Annotated in this window: 25 protein-coding genes and 1 tRNA gene; 24 read left to right on the top strand and 2 right to left on the bottom strand. The window is 50.3% G+C overall.

Translation table 11 applies throughout. From position 1 onward, the window contains the following. Positions 1-2: 2 nt before the first annotated feature. The 15 genes from OSH01_RS07220 (at position 3) to OSH01_RS07150 (ending at position 13,030) form a co-directional block, all read left to right on the top strand. A complete protein-coding gene (locus OSH01_RS07220; RefSeq protein WP_266123409.1) occupies positions 3-638 on the top strand; it encodes a YbhB/YbcL family Raf kinase inhibitor-like protein in 636 nt (211 codons plus the stop codon). A 181-nt stretch (positions 639-819) separates the two neighbouring features. After that, positions 820-2,064 carry a serine hydroxymethyltransferase gene (glyA, locus tag OSH01_RS07215; protein WP_266123408.1) on the top strand — a complete coding sequence of 415 codons (1,245 nt, stop codon included), beginning with the start codon at positions 820-822 and terminating at the stop codon, positions 2,062-2,064. A 42-nt stretch (positions 2,065-2,106) separates the two neighbouring features. Next, positions 2,107-2,568 carry a transcriptional regulator NrdR gene (gene nrdR / locus OSH01_RS07210; RefSeq protein ID WP_266123407.1) on the top strand — a complete coding sequence of 154 codons (462 nt, stop codon included), beginning with the start codon at positions 2,107-2,109 and terminating at the stop codon, positions 2,566-2,568. Between the two features lie 16 nt (positions 2,569-2,584). Then, positions 2,585-3,706 carry a bifunctional diaminohydroxyphosphoribosylaminopyrimidine deaminase/5-amino-6-(5-phosphoribosylamino)uracil reductase RibD gene (gene ribD, locus OSH01_RS07205; protein ID WP_266123406.1) on the top strand — a complete coding sequence of 374 codons (1,122 nt, stop codon included), beginning with the start codon at positions 2,585-2,587 and terminating at the stop codon, positions 3,704-3,706. Between the two features lie 58 nt (positions 3,707-3,764). After that, positions 3,765-4,385 carry a riboflavin synthase gene (locus OSH01_RS07200; protein WP_266123405.1) on the top strand — a complete coding sequence of 207 codons (621 nt, stop codon included), beginning with the start codon at positions 3,765-3,767 and terminating at the stop codon, positions 4,383-4,385. Between the two features lie 140 nt (positions 4,386-4,525). Beyond that, a tRNA-Ser gene (locus OSH01_RS07195) sits at positions 4,526-4,616 on the top strand. 751 nt (positions 4,617-5,367) lie between these two features. After that, complete coding sequence (locus tag OSH01_RS07190) at positions 5,368-6,093, top strand: succinate dehydrogenase/fumarate reductase iron-sulfur subunit (RefSeq protein WP_266123404.1); 726 nt, start codon at positions 5,368-5,370, stop codon at positions 6,091-6,093. Between the two features lies 1 nt (position 6,094). Further along, entirely contained in the window at positions 6,095-6,424 is a 330-nt protein-coding gene (locus tag OSH01_RS07185; RefSeq protein WP_266123403.1) for a succinate dehydrogenase, read from the top strand. A 2-nt stretch (positions 6,425-6,426) separates the two neighbouring features. Further along, on the top strand, positions 6,427-6,774 hold the full coding sequence (gene sdhC, locus OSH01_RS07180) for a succinate dehydrogenase, cytochrome b556 subunit (RefSeq protein ID WP_266123402.1): 348 nt from the start codon (positions 6,427-6,429) through the stop codon (positions 6,772-6,774). A 3-nt stretch (positions 6,775-6,777) separates the two neighbouring features. Continuing rightward, entirely contained in the window at positions 6,778-8,526 is a 1,749-nt protein-coding gene (locus tag OSH01_RS07175) for an L-aspartate oxidase (RefSeq protein ID WP_266123401.1), read from the top strand. A 34-nt stretch (positions 8,527-8,560) separates the two neighbouring features. Then, complete coding sequence (locus OSH01_RS07170; protein ID WP_266123400.1) at positions 8,561-9,514, top strand: fumarate hydratase; 954 nt, start codon at positions 8,561-8,563, stop codon at positions 9,512-9,514. Next, positions 9,511-10,173: a fumarate hydratase C-terminal domain-containing protein gene (locus tag OSH01_RS07165; RefSeq protein WP_266123399.1), complete on the top strand. Its 663-nt coding sequence runs from the start codon at positions 9,511-9,513 to the stop codon at positions 10,171-10,173. Before OSH01_RS07170 ends, OSH01_RS07165 begins: the two co-directional genes overlap by 4 nt. Positions 10,174-10,185: 12 nt before the next feature. Beyond that, on the top strand, positions 10,186-11,076 hold the full coding sequence (locus OSH01_RS07160; protein ID WP_266123398.1) for a LysR family transcriptional regulator: 891 nt from the start codon (positions 10,186-10,188) through the stop codon (positions 11,074-11,076). A 118-nt stretch (positions 11,077-11,194) separates the two neighbouring features. Next, entirely contained in the window at positions 11,195-12,208 is a 1,014-nt protein-coding gene (locus tag OSH01_RS07155; protein ID WP_266123397.1) for a Bug family tripartite tricarboxylate transporter substrate binding protein, read from the top strand. Positions 12,209-12,277: 69 nt separating this feature from the next. Further along, positions 12,278-13,030: a sulfite exporter TauE/SafE family protein gene (locus tag OSH01_RS07150; RefSeq protein WP_266123396.1), complete on the top strand. Its 753-nt coding sequence runs from the start codon at positions 12,278-12,280 to the stop codon at positions 13,028-13,030. A 47-nt stretch (positions 13,031-13,077) separates the two neighbouring features. Here the strand turns inward: OSH01_RS07150 and OSH01_RS07145 are convergent, their stop codons facing one another. Both OSH01_RS07145 and OSH01_RS07140 read right to left on the bottom strand, forming a co-directional pair. Further along, positions 13,078-14,091, bottom strand: a complete 1,014-nt coding sequence (locus OSH01_RS07145) for a tripartite tricarboxylate transporter substrate binding protein (protein WP_266123395.1) — start codon at positions 14,089-14,091, stop codon at positions 13,078-13,080. Between the two features lie 46 nt (positions 14,092-14,137). Next, positions 14,138-15,742: a thiamine pyrophosphate-binding protein gene (locus OSH01_RS07140; RefSeq protein ID WP_266123394.1), complete on the bottom strand. Its 1,605-nt coding sequence runs from the start codon at positions 15,740-15,742 to the stop codon at positions 14,138-14,140. 322 nt (positions 15,743-16,064) lie between these two features. On the opposite strand from OSH01_RS07140, the gene OSH01_RS07135 reads away from it, so the two are divergent. The 9 genes from OSH01_RS07135 (at position 16,065) to OSH01_RS07105 (ending at position 19,923) form a co-directional block, all read left to right on the top strand. After that, positions 16,065-16,505, top strand: coding sequence for a LysR family transcriptional regulator (locus tag OSH01_RS07135; protein WP_266123393.1), 441 nt, complete (start codon positions 16,065-16,067; stop codon positions 16,503-16,505). Positions 16,506-16,508: 3 nt separating this feature from the next. Then, positions 16,509-17,003, top strand: coding sequence for a LysR substrate-binding domain-containing protein (locus tag OSH01_RS07130; protein WP_266123392.1), 495 nt, complete (start codon positions 16,509-16,511; stop codon positions 17,001-17,003). Positions 17,004-17,142: 139 nt separating this feature from the next. Then, the gene (locus OSH01_RS16520; protein WP_376918064.1) at positions 17,143-17,427 is read left to right on the top strand and encodes an arginase family protein; all 285 of its coding nucleotides are present in this window, start codon (positions 17,143-17,145) and stop codon (positions 17,425-17,427) included. Beyond that, positions 17,333-18,061, top strand: coding sequence for an arginase family protein (locus tag OSH01_RS07125; protein ID WP_266123391.1), 729 nt, complete (start codon positions 17,333-17,335; stop codon positions 18,059-18,061). Before OSH01_RS16520 ends, OSH01_RS07125 begins: the two co-directional genes overlap by 95 nt. 85 nt (positions 18,062-18,146) lie before the next feature. Then, entirely contained in the window at positions 18,147-18,503 is a 357-nt protein-coding gene (locus tag OSH01_RS07120) for a type 2 periplasmic-binding domain-containing protein (protein WP_376918063.1), read from the top strand. Between the two features lie 122 nt (positions 18,504-18,625). Then, positions 18,626-18,892 (top strand): ABC transporter permease subunit, encoded by a 267-nt coding sequence (locus OSH01_RS07115; RefSeq protein WP_266123390.1) that lies wholly within the window; start codon positions 18,626-18,628, stop codon positions 18,890-18,892. Then, positions 18,858-19,172 (top strand): hypothetical protein, encoded by a 315-nt coding sequence (locus OSH01_RS16515; protein WP_354270638.1) that lies wholly within the window; start codon positions 18,858-18,860, stop codon positions 19,170-19,172. Before OSH01_RS07115 ends, OSH01_RS16515 begins: the two co-directional genes overlap by 35 nt. Next, positions 19,094-19,768 carry an amino acid ABC transporter permease gene (locus OSH01_RS07110; protein ID WP_266123389.1) on the top strand — a complete coding sequence of 225 codons (675 nt, stop codon included), beginning with the start codon at positions 19,094-19,096 and terminating at the stop codon, positions 19,766-19,768. The genes OSH01_RS16515 and OSH01_RS07110 overlap by 79 nt, the downstream gene beginning before the upstream one ends. A gap of 17 nt (positions 19,769-19,785) precedes the next feature. Beyond that, on the top strand, positions 19,786-19,923 hold the full coding sequence (locus OSH01_RS07105) for a hypothetical protein (protein ID WP_266123388.1): 138 nt from the start codon (positions 19,786-19,788) through the stop codon (positions 19,921-19,923). Positions 19,924-20,025: the final 102 nt, after the last annotated feature.

Raw genomic sequence — 20,025 nt, 5'->3', positions numbered from 1 at the left:
CTATGAGACTGTATAGTGATTCTTTCGAAGATCAAACTCCCTTGCCAGAGCGTTTGGCGTTTTGTCGCTACGATGCCCAAAGCCGAGTGGCTTTAGCGGGTAATATAAACCCGCATTTAGCATGGTCTGATGCACCAGTCGGGACGAAATCATATGCGGTGATCTGTCACGACCCCGATGTGCCAAGCAAACCTGACGATGTTAATCAAGAGGGGCGCGAAATTCCCGCCGACTTACCACGTATCAGCTTTTATCATTGGCTGCTAGTGAATATCAGCGGACAGGTGCAGTCTTTAGCGGAAGGCTCATATTCCAAAGGCATCACTCCACGAGGTAAAGCGGGGCCTTTGGCTTTGGATGATACCCGCCAAGGAGTAAACGACTACACGACTTGGTTTGCCAATGATAGGGATATGAATGGGGATTACTTTGGCTACGATGGCCCATGTCCTCCTTGGAATGACTCCATTGTGCACCGTTATGTTTTTACCGTGTACGCCCTAGACGTGGCTGAGCTGCCATTAGAGGGGCGTTTTACTGGCAAGGACGTATTGCAGGCAATGGCTGGACATATTTTGGATCAAGCCAGTATTACCGGGCTTTATACGCTGAATCCGCGCTTAATGAATCAACAATAAGCGCTTGCAGCCTAGCATGAGTTTTCTTCATTTTGTAAATGAACACTAGGCGACATTGCGTGAAATTTACGACTAATACGTCTGAAATATCGGCCCTTTCGCAGGCCGTCAGACGTATTGCTCATTACACAGGCTAAAATACGCCTTTGTTTTTGCTCTATTACACATCTTAGGAACCTCCATGTTTGACCGCTCCCTTACGTTGGCTACAGTAGACCCTGATCTTTGGGCTGCCATTGAGAAAGAGAATGTTCGTCAGGAACAGCATATTGAATTGATTGCTTCCGAAAATTACACTAGCCCCGCGGTAATGCAGGCTCAGGGGACGCAACTAACCAATAAGTATGCAGAAGGCTATCCAGGCAAGCGTTACTACGGTGGCTGCGAGTATGTGGATATTGTCGAGCAATTGGCCATTGATCGTCTAAAAGAACTTTTTGGTGCAGAAGCAGCGAACGTGCAGCCCAACTCGGGCTCACAAGCCAATCAGGGCGTATACATGGCAGTACTCAAACCGGGCGATACCGTTTTGGGCATGAGCTTAGCCGAAGGCGGTCACCTAACGCACGGTTCGCCCGTGAATGCCTCGGGTAAGTTGTACAACTTTATTTCCTATGGCTTAGACACCGACGAGGTGATCGATTATGAACAGCTCGAGCAACTAGCCAAAGAGCACAAACCTAAATTGATCGTGGGTGGTGCTTCGGCTTACTCTCTGCATATCGACTTCGAACGTATGGCACGCATAGCTCGTGAAAATGGCGCTTTGTTCATGGTTGATATTGCTCACTACGCCGGTCTCGTTGCTGGTGGCGCATATCCTAACCCTGTGCCTCATGCGGACTTTGTTACTTCCACTACGCATAAATCATTGCGGGGTCCCCGTGGTGGTGTCATTATGATGAAAGCAGAGCATGAAAAAGCGATTAACTCCGCTATTTTCCCGGGTATTCAAGGCGGGCCGCTCATGCACGTGATAGCCGGTAAGGCAGTGGCTTTCAAAGAAGCCCTAGAGCCCGAGTTCAAAACCTATGCACAGCAAGTGGTAAAAAATGCGGACGTGCTGGCGCGTACCTTGGTTGAGCGTGGCTTGCGTATTGTTTCGGGCCGTACTGAAAGTCACGTAATGCTGGTTGATCTGCGTGCTAAAGGTATTACTGGAAAAATAGCCGAAGAGGCTCTGGGCGCTGCTCATATTACGGTGAACAAAAACGCCATTCCAAATGATCCCGAAAAACCATTCGTGACAAGCGGCATACGCTTGGGTACGCCTGCTATGACCACGCGTGGCTTCACAGAGGTTGAGGCCGAGCTGACAGCGCACCTTATCGCGGATGTGCTGGATAACCCTCACGATGAAGCGGTGATCGCTGATGTACGTCGTCGTGTACATGAGTTGACTAGCCGTCTACCTGTATACTCGTAATTCTTTTACGAATGGGGTCGCCCAAGGCGGCCCTCACCTAGTATGAAATGTCCGTTTTGCCACAACACTGATACGCAAGTCATTGATTCTCGAACTTCTGAGGAGGGTGACTCTATACGTCGTCGTAGGCGGTGCGCAGCGTGCGAACGGCGGTTTACCACCTACGAGCGTGCCGAGCTGGTCATGCCAGCGGTAGTCAAACGTAATGGTACGCGCATGGAGTTTGATTCAACTCGTTTGCGGGCGAGTATGGGAATAGCTTTGCGTAAGCGACCCGTGCACATGAGTGCAGTGGATGCCGCGGTGGCCCGGATTGAAGAAAAATTACAACTCAGTGCCCAGCGTGAAGTCACCTCCGAGCACATTGGTGTTTTGGTGATGAACGAGTTACTTAAGCTAGACCAAGTGGCTTATGTACGCTTTGCCTCCGTCTATAAAAGCTTTAAAGATATTCGTGAGTTTGTGCACGCCATCGACGAGATGAGCGATTCTGAGTCAACCTAATGCAACGCATACTCGTATGACAGACCAAGACAGGTATTGGATGCAGCAGGCTCTAGCTCTAGCGGAGCAGGCCTTGTATGTGAGCAGTCCTAATCCACGGGTTGCCTGTATGATCGTGCGTGATGGCATCTTACTAGCCAGTGGAACCACCCAACAAGCGGGGGGGGCTCATGCCGAGGTTATGGCTTTACGACAGGCGGCAGAACGGGGTGTTGAGGTGGCAGGATCTACCGTGTATGTCACCTTAGAGCCATGTAGTCACTATGGCCGTACTCCTCCGTGTGTGGATGCATTGATTCAGGCGCAGCCTGCTAGAGTGGTGGTCGCCATGGAAGATCCTAATCCTTTGGTTGCAGGTAAGGGGTTTAATAAGTTGCGGCAGGCGGGTATTGAAGTAGCTGGACCTTTATGTCTAGAGCAAGCCTTAGCATTAAATGTGGGCTTCTTTGCCCGTATGGTGCGTAAGACCCCATGGCTTTGGATGAAGATGGCTTGCAGTTTAGACGGGCGCAGTGCATTAACAGATGGACAATCGCAGTGGATTACTGGCCCGTTGGCACGTGATGATGGGCACCACTGGCGTGCGCGTAGCTGTGTGGTATTAACGGGCATTGGCACGGTTAATGCTGATAATCCTCTATTGAATGTACGTGCTGTCGCCACTTCAAGACAGCCTTACAAAGCTATTGTGGATACGCAGTTTTCCGTAGATGAAAACGCTGCGCTATTCGATGGCACTCCTTGCTGGGTGTTCGCTAGTCGTCCCGATGCAGAAAAAGCAGCTCGCTTGGCCGATAAAAATGTGCAGCTAGTGCTTTTGCCTGAAAAACAAGGCCACGTGGATTTGACGGCAGTAGTGCAGTGGTTAGGTGCTCAACACATCAACGAAATACACGTGGAAGCGGGGGCAAAGTTAAGTGGGGCGCTCATTGAGGCAGGGTGTGTAGACGAGTTGTTGGTGTATATGGCCCCTAAGTTACTGGGGGCGGGGCGGGGCCTCGCTGACATTCATGCTTTGTCTTCTTTGCGGCAGGCTCCCCAGTACGAGTTTTTTGATGTGTGCCCTGTAGGGCCAGACTTACGATTACGAGCGCGCCAGAAAGCGCATTGGGATGCTTTGTTGGAGCATTGCTCGTGATGCTTAGTAAGTGCTCCCGCTTCAGTGATCCGTTTATTTTTAGCAGAGGTTATTAGCCGTGTTTACAGGTATTGTTGCTGCCGTAGGGCAGATTACTGAAGTTCAAGAGCTGGATGCCAATGATAAAAACGCGGGAGTGCGTTTGCATATTGAGGCGGGCGGGTTAGACTTGTCCCGCAGTAAATTGGGTGACTCCATTGCGATTCAGGGTGCCTGTATGACGGCGGTGCAGTTATGGGATACTGGGTTTGCCGTAGATGTATCACGCGAAAGCTTGAATCGCACTGTCGGGTTAGGGCAGCAGGGTGAGGTAAATCTAGAACATGCTCTGCGTCTTGGTGACTCCTTAGACGGGCATATTGTATCTGGGCACGTGGATGGCGTCGCTCAGGTAAGTTATTTCCAGGCGATTGGTGAGTCTTGGGATTTGCGCATTCTGATACCCACTGACTTAGCTAAGTACTTTGCCTACAAAGGATCGGTTACCGTGAATGGCGTCAGCTTAACGGTGAACCAAGTGGACGATGTAGAAGGTGGCTGCGAAATTCGCATTAATTTGATTCCCCATACCGTTGAGGTAACGACGCTTAAGCACCTCCGTGTGGGTGGTCATGTGAATATTGAAGTGGATACTATTGCGCGCTATGTGGAACGTATGGTGAGCTTGCAGCAACGTTAAGCAAGACCAGTTCATCGCCACTGTATAAAAAGCGACGTACATTTTACAGGCTTGCTTTTTTGTTCTTAAGCTTGCTATAATCGAATGCTTCTTACACGCTATGTCTATTTTGGCTAGCCAGTTAAGAAAAAGTAGTAATAGGACAGGTGGCCGAGTGGTTGAAGGCGCTCGCCTGGAAAGCGGGTATACGTTAATAGCGTATCGAGGGTTCGAATCCCTCTCTGTCCGCCAATTAGCTGTATCAGCTAGTTCAACCAAAACTCAAGACCCGCATGTGTGCAAGCATGGCGGGTTTTTTGTTGTCTAATATATGGCTAATGCCAACCATTGATACCGTCGGGATCTTAGCGGTATTACCGATAATAATAAAAAAGTACCTTCCTGAAGCTATCCGAAGCGTTATTTTTCTAGGCTAGGATGAAAGAAAGACCCTCCCAGCCGCCCTGCGCGTCATACCATAATAGACGGATAGGTTCACTAATCTATAACGCGGATAAATAGTTAGTGGTGCTATGACCAGCAGTTATACGGTCACGACTGTGTATTCTCGGAGGGTAGTGCCAAGCCTAAGCCCATGCACACTAGCAAAGCGGGTTACAACTGGCCCATCAAAAGGGTGACGATTACACGCCTGTAGCCTGGCGGCCAGCATCTTGCACTTGTTTGGTGAGCAAGGCAGCACACTTAAGGAGCAGCGTTAGGCATAAACGGCGCCGCGCCATATTTTCTTAGCAGTATCTGGCTTATACAGTGCCTTGCCTGCTGATTGACGAGCAAACTAAGTCTGCATCAGTAACGAACGCATAGCGGATATTGTAGTGATACATAAACAATAAGGAAAATTGAATTTAAATAATCTTGATTAAGAATATATTTAGATATATACTCGATTTTCAAAGGAGGCGGCTATTCGTTTACGTTGATTTTCCACGTCGTCGATAGCCTGCCATGTTCAACACTGCGTATAAAAGACAAAGTGATTATGGTGGCTACGAAAAGTAAAACAATTAAAGTGAAGATTTGGCGTGGAGACCACGAAGGGGAGATGCTGACCTACGAAGTGGCACGTCGAGATAATCAAACCGTGCTGGACGTGGTGTCCGAGGTGCAAAAAAAGCTGGAGCCCTCTTTAGCCTACCGATACTCCTGTAGGGTAGGGGTATGTGGTACCTGTGCCATTATGGTGAACGGTGAGCCACGCTGGGCGTGTCGCACGCACGTCAGTAAAGTCGCAAAAGACGACGAGCTGACTCTCGAGCCTTTACGCAATATGCCGCGTATCAAAGATCTAGTCGTCAATATGGACGAGTTTTTTGCCAAGTGGCAGCACGTGGGCTCAGACTTTAAAAGCGAGCGCACTCGCGACGACAAGCCTTACGAAGTGAACCCGAAAAGTGCTAAACGCCGCAAAGCCAACGCAGCCATTGAATGCATTAACTGCGGTATTTGTTATGCCGCCTGTGATGTGGTGGGCTGGGATAACAACTATCTTGGGCCAGCCGCTTTAAATCGCGCCTGGACTTTAGTGAATGACGTGCGCCATGTAGGCAGTTCCGAAACCTTGAAAAAAGCGTCGGCCGAAGGCGGCTGTGGTTCATGCCACACCCAGGGTAGCTGTATGACCTATTGCCCGGTCAGCCTTAGCCCTACCGGTAGTATTGCCGGACTGAAGCGCGCCTCGTTATTTAGCTTTTTGAAACGGGATTGAGATGGAACGCGTCTTGTTTTTTTTCCAGCGTCTCACAGCGCTGATTCTTGCTCCTTTCGTGTTAATTCACCTTGCCGTCATTATGTATGCGGTAAAGGGCGGACTGACGGCTGCCGACATCTTGTCGCGCACGCAAGGCAGCGTATGGTGGATCAGTTTTTATGGTGTGTTTGTGATCGCTGTGGCCATTCATGCAGCCATCGGCATACGGCGTGTACTCATAGAGTGGTGCAAGCTTTCGCTATCCGCCGCTAATGTACTCAGCCTGCTCATCGCGCTGGGCATGCTATTTCTGGGCATGCGAGCAGTTGTGGCCGTAGGAGGGCTCTAATTATGAAGGGGTATCAGCGGCATCGTGCTTACTTTGCTTTTTTAGGCCACCGTATTTCAGGCATTTTGCTGGCCTTATTTCTGCCCGTGCACTTTTACGTGCTGGGTTTGGCGCTGAATCAGCAAGCAGCACTGGATGAGTTCCTGGCGATTAGCGAGCTGCCTTTAGTGAAGTTTGCTGAATGGGGCTTGGTGTCGTTACTGGCATTGCACTTTTGTTTTGGTATGCGTTTGCTCACCTTAGAGCTGTTTGCGTGGTCAACACCACGTCAGGCGCGTAAAAGTTGGGTAACAGGCAGCGTACTGATTGCCTTGGTAGTGGGCTTTATTTTTCTGCTTAGGGTTTTGTGAGACATGAAATACGAATATTCAAAAACAGACATTCTCATCCTGGGCTCTGGCGGGGCGGGCCTGTTTGCAGCCTTGCATGCCAAACAAGCGAATCCAGACCTAGACGTGACCATTGCTGTAAAGGGCCTGGTGGGTAAAAGTGGCTGTACACGCATGGTGCAAGGGGGCTACAACGTGGCCTTGGGCGAAGGCGACTCGGTAGAGCGGCACTTTATGGACACCATCGATGGTGGCAAATGGCTGCCGCGCCAAGACTTAGCTTGGCGTCTTGTGGTGGGAGCCATAGAGCGCATCCAAGAGCTTGAGAACGAGATAGGTTGCTTCTTCGATCGTAATCCGGATGGCTCTTTGCACCAGAAAGCCTTTGCTGGGCAGACTTTTGACCGCACAGTCCACAAATCAGATTTGACCGGCATTGAAATTATCAACCGTCTGATGGAAAAGGTGAAAGCCAGTGGCACCAACTGCTTGGAGGAATACCGCGCCATAGAGCTGGTACCTGCCAAAGGTGGGCTGAAGAACGGCATTGCCGGGGTACTGTTTATTAATATGCGTACCGGCGCCTATCACTTCATACAGGCAAAGACAGTTTTATTGGGAACAGGCGCAGGGCCCACCATGTATCTGTATCACACGCCCTCAGGGGATAAAACTTGTGACGGGCTTGCCATGGCGTTGCGTTATGGCCTGGCCTTGCGTGACATGGAAATGGTGCAATTTCACCCCACTGGTTTGCTGGGCGGTCCCGACACCCGCATGACGGGTACTGTACTGGAGGAAGGCTTGCGTGGTGCCGGAGGCTACCTTATTAATGGTCAGGGCGAACGCTTCATGTCTAACTACGATCCACGTGGCGAACGGGCTACTCGTGACGTAGTCAGTCGGGGTATTTATGCAGAAATGCGTGCGGGTCGAACCAGTCCAATGGGTGGTGTATATATTCAAATGAGCCATCTGGGTGCTGACAAGGTCAGCAAGATGTTCCCCGGCATGGTACAGCGTTGCGCCGACTGCGGCTTCGATTTGGCTGGCGGACAGGTAGAGGTCGTTCCCACCGCCCACTACTTAATGGGTGGCATAGAGTTTGAAGTAGATTGTTCTACCGAATCGCCAGGCTTGTTTGTCGCAGGCGAGGACGCGGGAGGGGTTCACGGTGCTAACCGCTTAGGTGGCAATGGCGTGGCTAACTCTACCGTGTTTGGCGGTATCGCTGGTGATTCCATGGCGCAGTTCATTGCTCAGCATAAGGAATGGCGCGAGCCAGACACGACAGTCATCGACCAGGGCATAGCCCGAGCCGAACGCCCATTCACCGACGGCCCCCATCAGTTTTCTGACCTACGCGAAAAGCTTGCGCATGTAATGTGGAACGACGTTGGCGTCATGCGTACTGCCGAGCAAATAAAACATGCCCAGCAGCAGTTAATTGGGCTGAAAGAAGAGCTAACAGCCATTCGTATTCCGGGTGGTGACCGTGCCTTTAACCTAAGCTGGCACGATTGGCTCAACCTAGACAGTTTACTGACCATTTCTCAAACCATTGCTATGGCCGCATTGGCGCGGGAAGACAGCCGTGGTGCTCATTTCCGCGAAGATTTTCCCGAAACGGGCGATTTGGCCAGTAGTACCTTTACAAGCATCAGTTTACGAGAAAAAGGCCTAGAGCTAGAAATGAAACCGGTGTGCTTCGATATTGTGAAGCCTGGGCAATCATTATTAGACAGCCCAGAACTGGTTCCGCATTCCGCTTAATTTGACATTACAAGACAATACGCAGGAGATACCCATGGAAATTCCAATTTCTCGTATCCAGGCCGCCGCATCAGAAATCATGCACCGTGCGGCGATCGACATCCCCGAAGATTACCGTACCGGTATCGAGGCCGCACGCAAGACAGAGACCGGTGCGCTGCCATGCTTCGTGCTCAAAGCCATGGTTGATAACTGGGATGCAGCCACCCAGGATAGACGTCCCATGTGTGCGGACTCCGGTCTGCCGCGCTACTACGTAAAAATGGGAAATAATGCGCGCCTGGAGTCCGGATTTGTGGGGGTAGAGCGCGCCTTGCGCATCGCCACAGCCAAAGCCACGCACGACATTCCGCTGCGTCCCAACCGTGTGCATCCCTTGTGGCGTACCGACCATAACAATAACGTCGGTATTAACGCACCTGAAATTGAGTGGTCGTTCGAGCCAGATGCAGACTGGATAGAAATCACCACTGTGCACAAGGGTGGGCTATTTGGCACTGATTACCGCATGCTGTTTCCAGGTGATGGCATTGATGGCATTAAGCGCTTTGTGCTGGATGGCTTGATCGCCTATGGCAAGCGTGGTTTGGCCTGTCAGCCGGCTATCGTAGGCATTGGTATTGGTGGCTCGAAAGACACATGTATGCAACTGGGCAAACAAGCTGCCTGCTTACGTGTAGTGGGCGACCGTCACCCCGACGAAAAAATTGCCGAACTGGAAGATGAACTGAAAGAATTAGGAAACTCCATCGGCATGGGTGCCATGGGCTACGTAGGTAGTTCCATGGTGGTCGATTGTCATATTGAGGTGGGCTACACACACACGGGAGGCATGCCGGTCAGTATTCACACGTTCTGCCTGTCATCGCGCCGCTGCACCGCACGTATTTATGCTGATGGCAGAATTGAATATCGCACCAACCCAGAATGGTTTACACCGTACATGCGTCGTGAAGATGTGGAGTGGCAAACGGAGGCACTGGCATGAAAGAAGTACATCTGAACTTACCCGTTACAGACGAGCAGCTCGCCCAGTTAGAAATAGGTTCTATTGTTTATCTAAATGGCACTGTTTATACTGCGCGAGAAGGAATTTACAAAAAAGTCATCGAAGACGATGTCACCTTACCCCTAGAGGACTTCTCTGCAATCAGCAATGTGAACTTTCATTGCTCGCCGGCCGTAGCACCCGAGGACAATGGCGATTATCGTGTGGGTGCGGTAACAGCCACAGCCAGCTTCCGTTTTGCCAAATGGATGGATCAGTGGCTGAAAAAAACCGGCACCAAAATCGTAATTGGTAAAGGCGGCATGCCTTATGATGACTACGCAAAGATCATGGTGCCTAACGGAGCCATTTATTTAACAACCGTCGGTTATGGAACCGGTGCCTTACTAGGGCGTGGGGTGACCAAGGTTCGCGATGTCTTCTGGCTGGACGAACTTGGTATTGCGCAGGCAATGTGGTTATTCGAGGTCGAAAACTTCGGTCCTTTTATTGTTGAAAGTGATTTGGCCGGCCGCTCTTTGTTTCATGAGCATGGCGAGCAGATCAATCAAAACATCGAAAAATTATACGCTGGGCTCAAACCTCCTGCTTTGCATCGCTATGGTGAAACCAATAACCGGAAAGACGAAGTTATGTGAGCACAGTAAATAATGGACGTAAAAAGCCTATACACCCTGGTCGCTATCGCTGATAGAGGTAGTTTTGCCGAAGCCGCCAAGTCGCTGGGTATTTCTCTGCCTGCTGTTAGCATGCAAATGAGCGCACTAGAGGACGAGTTGGGAATTAAAATCTTCGACCGTAGCCGGCGCCCGCCTGTGCTAACCGAGAAAGGTTTGTACCTGACAAAGCGTGCACGTGAGCTGATTGCGCACTGGGAAAGCCTTAGCGACTACCTGAAGCGGGACACTACCGGTGCCATACTCAAGCTGGGGGCGGTACATACCGCAGTGTCGGGCATTTTGCCCGTGGCCTTACGTCTGTTGCAAGAGCAGGACCAGGAGATCGAGATACGCCTTACTTCGGGTCTTACCCACGAGCTGGAAATGGCGGTGCTGCGTGGCGAGCTGGATGCGGCCGTGGTGTCGGAACCTGAGGTGGAGCGTCCCGAACTGGAGTTTTTGCCAGTTCTGGATGAGCGTCTGGTGCTAATTACGCACACCTCGGTCAGTGGCAACAGCGAATACGAAATTTTGCAAAACAACCCCTATGTGCGCTTTAACCGCTTGGCACACGTAGCGCGCATGGTGCAAAACGAGTTTCGCAAGCGCGAGATTAACGTGAACTCCACCATGGAAATCGACACCATAGAAGGGGTGATCGCCATGGTAGCGAATGGATTGGGAGTATCGGTGGTACCGGACCGCGGGTTTTTGCAAAAACAAACAGACTCTATACGCAAAATTCCATTCGGTGATCCGCCTATTAGCCGGCGTTTGGGCCTGCTCATACTGCGTAATAATCCGCGCATACAGTTCGCGCATTTGTTATTGCATGCCTTAAAAGAGGCTGCCCAGGAAATTGAGCTCTTACAAGGAAAATAACAAGAGCCATGGCATAAAAAGGAGGGTGGACAAGGACCTAGAGACTCAGACTGAGAGTATTTAGCTGCTTTTAAAGCAGGTATTGATGGCAAATACGTACAAAAAAAGGAGACAAGACATGCTGATGAGGAGTCAAGCTGCTGCTCAGGCAATTAAAGGCATAATAAAAAGGGGGGGCGTCACTGTTTCACTGCTTGCCGTAGCTTTTGCGGGCCCAGCGGCAGCCGTGAGTTGGCCAGAGCGCCCCGTGACCATAATCGTACCATTTTCGGCGGGCGGCGCGACAGATATTGTGGCGCGACAACTCAGCTACGCCCTGAGTAAAAAATGGGGTCAAAGTGTTGTAGTAGAAAACAAAACCGGTGCTGGTGGCAATATAGGAACCGGCCTAGTCGCCAGTGCTAAGCCTGACGGCTATACCTTATTAATGGCATCCGGTGCAAATCTAACGGTTAACCCCCACCTTTACAATAACTTAGCCTTTAATGTAGAGACTGATTTTGCGCCAATTACCAATGTTGCCGTAGGCCCCATGGTCGTGGCGGTATCTGAAAGCGTCAAAAGTGCCGATCTGGCTGAATTCATACAATCAGCCAAAGCTGACCCAGGCAAGTACACAATTGGTTCGGCAGGCGTGGGCTCTCAAGGGCATTTAGCAGGTGAAAATTTCCAATATGCCGCTGACATAGAGCTGTCGCATATTCCTTATCGGGGCGAATCTGCCGCGTTTGCCGACTTGATGGCGGGTCAGATTGATGCGGTGGTTGGAAATATTGGCGCTGCCTTTTCACCGTTAAGCAGTCGACGTATTCGTATCTTGGCGGTCGCCAGCGATGAGCCGACTGATATGTTGCCTGATGTCCCCACCGCTAAACAATTCGGAGTGGATGGTTTTGTGAACTATGGCTGGTTTGGGCTACTCGCTCCAGCGGGTACCGACGCAGCTATCGTGGATAAAGTCCGTACACATGTTGAAGAAGTGTTAGTAGAGGAAGAAAATAGTAAAAAATTGGCGGAACTGGGCATGTGGGGGCTGGCGAATAGCCCTGCCGAGTTTAAAGAGCAAATTACTCGTGAGTCGGCGCAGTGGAAGCAAGTTATCCAAGAGCGCAACATCACCATAAATAACTAAATTACAGGGACATTGTGGTTAGCTTAGGCAGTCCCCTAGCATGTTCACGGTAGTGGATTAGGAATACCGATGGAGTATTGGGTCGTTATCGTGGTCGGCGGGGTGATTGCCGGTTTTGTACAGGGTTTATCCGGTTTCGGTTTCGGCCTAGCATCGTTGGCAATCTGGTCTTGGGTGTTGGAGCCTGAAGCCGCCGTGCCCACCGTCGTCTTTGGATCTCTTGTAGGTCAATTGCTGGCAACTGGCTCTTTAAGGCAGCACATGGATATTGCACGTGCTGGCCCGTTTCTGATTGGCGGAGTGTTGGGTATTCCTCTAGGCTTATGGTTGCTGAGTCTCATAGACCCCTTGCTTTTCAAGTTTGGCTTAGGCGCCTTGTTGTTTGTTTACTGCTTTATCATGTTATTTATTAAGCATATACACAAGATAAGCTGGGGTGGGCGCTTTGCCGATGGGGTAGCTGGTTGGATAGGCGGTGTGGCGGGGGGCGTCGGAGGAATTCCTGGAGCCCTCCCGACGTTGTGGTGCAGCCTCAGGGGTTGGCAAAAAGATCAACAGCGCTCTGTATTTCAGATGTTCAACTTGTTGATGCATATCATCACCTTTGCATCGTTTGTCCTGTTGGGCTTGATCCAACCACAGACAGTCAAAATTATCGCTGTCGTGACTCCATGCATTATTTTGCCGACCTTACTCGGGCTGCGCATGTATCAACGCTTTAGTGATAAAACCTTCAGGTTGATTGTGTTATCGTTGCTTTTGAGCTCCAGTATTACTTTGCTTATCGCAACGGCACCACAGGTGCTAGCCAAGTTGCTCTAGCCCTGTGGGTATTGTTCACCGCTTGATGAAACTTGCTAGGGCTGTGCCTAGTCGATTTCCAGTTGTAGCGTCTGACCCAAGTTCAGGTAAAACTCGTACTGTGCTTTAATAAAGTCTTCTGCTTTGGCACCGGTCACCATTCTGGGTATTGCTCCAGCTCGCTCTACCGCCGTGCGCCAGGACTCCTGTGTAGGGAGATACTGTAACTGTTTTTCCCAGTATGTGACCAGTTCTGGCGACATGTTTTTGGGGCCATAAATTGCGCTCCATCCATTTACGTCTTGTAGCTTGGGATGCCCTACCTCTTGGGCTGTTTGCACATCCGGTAATTCCTTTAGGCGTTCTGGCGATGTCGTCACCAATGCTCTGAGGCGTCCAGCCGTAATATTTCCCAGTAGCGAAGCGAGGTTATTACAGCTAAATGCTACGTCATTGGCTAACACCGCTGCCGTGGCTTCACCACCACCTTTGTACGGAATTTCAGTGGCAATGTCTTTAGGCAGACCAGCCGAGGCAAACAGTGTTTGCGCTGCCAGGTTCAACGATGTGGCCGAACCCGTTGTGCTGTAGGACAGCACATTGGGGTTAGCCTTCATGTGCTCCAATAAGCCCTTTAACGTGGTATGAGGCGAGTCGGCGTTTACAACACAGACCATGGGGTTGATATCGAGAATACCCAAAACGGTAAAATCGTCCCATTCATACTGCTTTTTCTTCAGCAAAGCAGGCAGGATGGCTTGTGATCCCACACGGCCCAGTAGCAAGGTGTAGCCATCCGGATCTGCTTTGTGTACATAAACAGAGCCAATCTGCCCCCCCGCACCCCCTTTGTTTTGCACCACAATGGGTTGGCCCACTACGCTGCCGAGCTCCTTTGAGACAATTCTGGCGGCCATATCCGCATCGCCGCCCGCGGTGTAAGGCACAATCAGGTTAATAGGGCGATCAGGGTATTGTGCCGCCATGCTTATTGGCGTGGTCAGCAGCAAACCTAGTAGCCCCATGGCTGTAGTGCTATAAAAGGTGCGTTGCAGACTCGTTTTTTTATTGTCATTCGACATTGTCTTCTCCTTTGGCTGCATCAGTCTTGCTGATGCTTATCAAGTGCTACGTTAGATATTCGGGCGCTGGCGCCCCTTTTATATGCACGTTGATACAGGCAGGTTGTGTATGATTCACTGCGCTTGCAAGCGCTTTGCTTAGTTCCTGTTTCGTAGTGACATTAAATCCTAAGCCGCCCAGTGCCTGTGCGGCGCCCTCGTACTTCGCGTCCGGATTCAACTCACAGCCTATGAGTCGTTCCGGTCCGTAATTGCGTAGTTGTATTAAGTGCTCTGCATTCCAGCGGTGATCATTGCCTATCACAGCGATAAACGCCGCATTTTCTCGTGTGGCCGTATCAAACTCAGATAAATGAAAACCGACGGTACCGTCACCCATGGCCGCAATAACCGTGGAATTCGGGTAAGCGATTTTCGCGGCAATAGCGTAGGACAGCCCGCCGCCAATAGCGCCAGAAACTCCGTTAATAACGCGTTTTGGGGCCTGGCAAAAAGCCTGTATCCATTGCCCAAACTCTCCTCCGTCGGAGATCAGGATGGCGTTTGGATCGCGATCCAGTAGCGCTTGAATATCCGCACACACCTCACGCGGGCTTAGCATTTCACCGTTGGTGGCGGTGTCGCTTTGCTCGGGGCGCTCAACCAAGCGTTGCGCGACAAGCTCGGCCCAAGCTTGCTGGTGTGCTTGGTGCGTGAGCGAGGTGCTCAATGCTGTTAAGGTATCTTGGGCATGTGCCTGCTGCGTATAACGCAGGCGGTCGGCAAATTGTTGCTTGGCCAGAGTCAGTACGGCCTCTTCCGGGTCAACCACAGCCAGTGCCACATCCGTAGCAAACGAGCTAGAGCGCCCAAAATCCAGTGTGAAGTCAATTTTCTTCCCCACCAGCACCACTACATCGGCTTCCTGAATGACCTGCTTGACCTGCCCCAAAGACGGGTCTTTAAAGCCGCGGGGGCTTTCCATAGGTATAACCGGCAGGCCAGTTGCGTGACGCAATGTTGCTAGCGTAGCGGCGGCACGGCTGCCATTGCATTGTGGTCCAGTCACAATGACCGGTCTTTTCGCTTGTTGTAACAGAGTCACCAACTCAGAGACATCCGGACGTGTCAGATCTCGCTCAAAACTTGGCAAAGCGGGCAGCTCAGTGTGACCGCTCTGTGTCTCCAGCAAATCAAAGGGCAAAGCCAAATGCACCGGACCTGCCCGTCCCGAGTGAGCCAGTTGAATTAACTGTGCGGTAAATTCTGCAATTTCCATCACCGTGCTAGGACGCAAACCCTGTTTGACCAACGGGCGTGTCATGGTTAACTGGTCCAGCTCTTGGAACGCACCCAAACCATCTTGTTTCAGCGGAGAATCCCCCGATAAAAGCAATACTGGACTTTCTGCGTGCTTCGCTGAGAACAAGGCGGACATACCATTTGCAAAACCAGGACCGCCAGCAATCAGCGCCACCCCTATTTCACCCGTCAACTGTGCCCAGGCGTCGGCCATATACACCGCAGCTCCTTCATGACGAGTATGTATGATCCGTATCCCTGCATCGATACAGGCATCGTACACAGGCATAATCTGGTTACCGGACAAACTGAAAACAGTCGTGACACCCGCCTTTTTCAAGGCCTGAGTAAGTAGTTGTGCGCCGAGCATAGGCTCCCCTGTGTATGGTGATTGGCGAATAAGCGAGCTGCTTATGTTCCGATTGTGTTAATTAAAATAAGATACATTAAATTATATTTAACTATTGTGCAAGAGGTATCAAAGTGAAGTGATGGCCTGTGAGTGATACGCTATAGGCGATGGTGGAGTGCATTATCCATAGCGATAGCGCAGAGAGTCGAACATTTTTTCGTTCTGGCTTGGTTAAGTGAATGTTGCACCTGTATCGCTTGATTCCACTTAACCGTTATCATCTTTCTATAAAAATTATTTCAAGATAAAAGAGAGCGGCATTAGGAATACCTCACCTAGTTTGAGCTCACGCGGTCGACGTCGCATAAACAGGCGGTATCTGGAGGCTTTCTATGCAATAGGTGTGGCGGGCACAGCATCGGCGGCAGCTGAAATGCTTAAGTTGACACTACCGGCTATGAGTAAGCAGATTGCCGCATTAGAAAAGCAGATAGGGTATGCTTTATTTCGTCGTCATGAGGGTCGTTTAACCATTACCACCGAGGCTAAATACTTGTTTGATGAAGTGGCCAGCACGCTAAGTCATCTGGACACCTTGTGGGAGGCAATGCTGCGACTACAAGGCCTGGACGTGGGTCAACTAGAAATTGGTAAGCCGCCCGGCCCATCGTATGTGTTTTTACCGCGCTTATTTCGTCAGTTTTTAGCGAGCCGGCCGAACGTGCGCCTGAAACTGCTAGCGACTAACTCCACGTTAATACAAAGAAAAGTGTCGTTGTAGCGTTTGGATTTTGGTCTGGTTGAGCATGCCCCTGCATCGCCCAACTACCAGACGACACCTTTGGATGTCGAGTGCTATTGCGCGATTTCTACTCGGCATCCATTGGCGAGTAAAGATAGCATTACGCCGCAGGATCTAGATGGTTTGCCAGCCGTTACCCTAGAGCCGCAGCATCCATTGGCTCAAGAGCAAAGGCGTATTTTTGAACGTGCTGGAGCGACGTTTAATCCTTGTTATGAAGTGAGCTTGTGGTGGGCAGGATTCGGTTTGGTACGCGAACAATTATGCTACGCCATCGTAGATCGCCTTAATGCCGAGTCGTTTCAGGAAATTGATCAGTCAGCGTCTGTGGTGTTCTTGCCGTTCAAGCCCACCTTGCTCTATCAGTTATCCATTATTGTGCCGACGTTACGGCCTATGTCTACGCTAGCGGAAAGTTTTTTAAATGCTTTATTAAGTGAATTTGAACTACCTGAATGGGCGTCACGTTTACCCTAGCTTGCCTCGGGTTTTCTTTTCTTCTCCCTAGGGGCTATTATTCCATTTGGTTATAGAGCTAAGCTTTTTATTCAATTGTTTTTGTCTTTCTCTCGACCGATTATATAAATAACTAAATTAAGTCAGAGAGGAAACAGTCATGGATATGCGGGGTCATGGTCGAACAAATCGAGCTTTTACGGGCATTCCAACTTTTTTGCGTAGCAACCTATGCATGGATCACACTGCCGTTAACGCTGATTTCGCCGTGTTTGGTATTCCTTTGGATGAAGGCTCCCCGTATATGCGGGGTGCACGTTTTGCTCCTCGCACCATAACGCGAGCACTCCATGCGCTTTGCCCCCACGGGCTTTTACGATACAGAGTTACAGCAGCGATTTTTACAGCACGAGATCGTAACGGGCCGAATAGTGGACGTGGGTGATGTGGTTATACTTTCAAGCAATGTTGAAAAAAGTTTCGACAACATCACCAAGCTGACGCGTCAGCTTCTGGATCAGGGTGTTACCCCTATCGCCATCGGTGGTGATCACGCAGTTAGTTATCCCATTACGCGCGCTTTTACCGAAGACATTCATGTCATTCAGTTTGACGCCCACATGGACTACGCCTCAGTGTCTGACGATTTGCGCTATACCAACGGCCAGCACTTTCGCCACATAGGTACTATGCCCAATGTGAAGTCGATTACTCAGGTAGGTATTCGAAGTCGACGTACTCGACCCGCTGAAATGGCCGACGCCCTGGCTAAAGGCAATCAAATCGTTACGATGGGCAAATTTTGCGAGCTAGGTGCTGCGGGAGTGGCCGATCTGATACCTGCTGGCGCCAAATGTTATGTTAGCATCGACATAGATGCCTTGGATATGTCGTTGACTCCAGGGTGTGTGTCAGCGGAGCCGAATGGTTTGTTGTATCACGAATTACGCGACACTTTATGTGCTTTAGCCCCTCGCAATTCCATCGTAGGTTTCGATCTAGTCGAAGTGAACCCCCAGCTTGACGTAGGCACAGGTATTACCTCTTACCTGGCAGCACATATCAAATGGCTCTGGTGATTGCCGCGCTGTCCATCACTCCTGAGCGGGTGACACGCTACGCTACGCCTTTACCCGTCCGACCTCTGATATAACCCATGTTCTGATGGTTCGTGCCAACGAAGAGAGCATTAATACCCTAGAGGACTTGGATGGCAAAATCGTGGCGGGCCAGTTAGCATCGTCGTATGAAAAAGAATTACGCGAACTGGATGCACGGCTCAAAGCTGACAATAAAAAAAGGTTACGCGAGCTAAAGCTTTATCAGTCCTTCCCTGAAATGCAGGTCGCTTTAGCGAATCGCCAGGTGGATGCAGTAGCGATTTCTACTCCAATGGCGGCAGTAATCATGAAGAAACGCCCGAACCTGTTCAAGCTTTCTGCTGCATTGGGCGATAAGCAGTACTTGGCTTGGGCTACACGTTCGGAAGATACTGCATTGCGTGATTATATAAATGAGTAAATCGCTGTGCTGGAAGCCGATGGGACACTCAAGTCGCTACAAGACAAATGGTTCGGTTTTGACGTACAGACTCCGGCTTCTGGCTACTTTCCTGAAGGCGCATGGTAAGATCGAGCCCCGCCATGGATTTTGATTTTGGCGTCATTCCACAGTATTGGCCTTTATTTATTAACGGCCTGCTGGTAACCATTCAAGTGAGTGCTCTAGGCGTCTTGCTGGGTACGGGTCTGGGCATTGTGATATTACTGATTCGCCAGTGCAGTGTGTGGCCTGCTAGGTGGCTTGCCAACATTTACCTGAGCTTTTTCAGAGGCACTCCAGTCATCGTATTGGCGTTATGTCATTTTGCCGCAAGTGTTCAGAACGACCTTACCGCCTTTAACCAATGAGTTCATCATTTTGATTAAGGCCAACCCTGCCTTGTCTGTCATCACCTTGGTGGAGCTGACCCTTACTGCGCAAATTGTCATGAACCTAACCTTTAGGCCTATGGAAGCTTTTACGGCAGCGGCCATCCTGTTTTTTTGCTTGCTGTTTACGCTAAGTAATGCGACGCGCTATTTGGAATACCGCATCAAGAGAGCGAGCCGATGGCATTCGATTACTCCGTTATCACAGATAATCTTGATGTGTTTGCGCGTGGCTATTTGCCAACGCTCACCCTCTTAGTCTTAGTCATCCCAATTAGCTTTGTGGGTGGAACCGCAATTGCTCTGGCAAGAATATCGGGTAAGCGTTGGCTAATGGTTCCTGCGCGGGCCTTTGTTGAGCTGGTACGCAACATTCCTTTTCTGATTCAGATTTTTCGTGTCTTTTATGGTCTACCGTTTTACGGCATTGATCTTACAGCACAAACAGCAGGTGTGTTGTGCTTGTCGCTGTACGGGTCTGCGTATTTGTCCGAGTCAGTGCGCGGTGCCATTGAAGCTGTGCCACGCGGGCAATGGGAGGCCTCTGACGCCTTAGCCCTGAGCTACACCCAGAAAATGCGCCGGATTATTGCACCGCAGCTACCGGCCTACTTGATCCCGGCGGCAGGTAATATTTTGATCACCTTAAGTAAGGGAATGGTATTGCTGTCGATCATTACTGTACCTGAACTGACCTATATGGCTCAGTCTGTCATAGGCAAGAGCTTTGCTCCTGTGGAAGTATTCACCTTACTGGCTATTATGTACTGGTTTACAAGCGAAGCCATTTCACAAGTAATGAAAGCCCTAGAGCGACATTGTGCCAAAAAAGCACTTCCTCCAGCGTCCCAATAATCCGAGGATATCCTTTCATGACTCAAGCAATGATTTCTTTGAAAAACGTCAATAAATGGTTAGCCTGCTGCAGCGCTCAGCAGTTAAGCGCCTTGATAGGTGGTACGGCACCACCTTTAAGCCTCGCAGCGTTTAGCTATCGCTCCGTGCGCTAAGACGCAAACTATCAGGTATCTTGCTTTAGGTATTAGCGCAGAGGCTCGCGTTACACCTGTTGGGACAAGGAGCAAGGGAGTCAAAAACCCTTTGTAGCTTAA

The sequence above is a fragment of the Alcaligenes endophyticus genome (assembly GCF_026344035.1).
Taxonomy (GTDB): Bacteria; Pseudomonadota; Gammaproteobacteria; order Burkholderiales; family Burkholderiaceae_B; genus Alcaligenes; species Alcaligenes endophyticus.
This window is presented reverse-complemented; position numbering and strand designations above follow the sequence as displayed.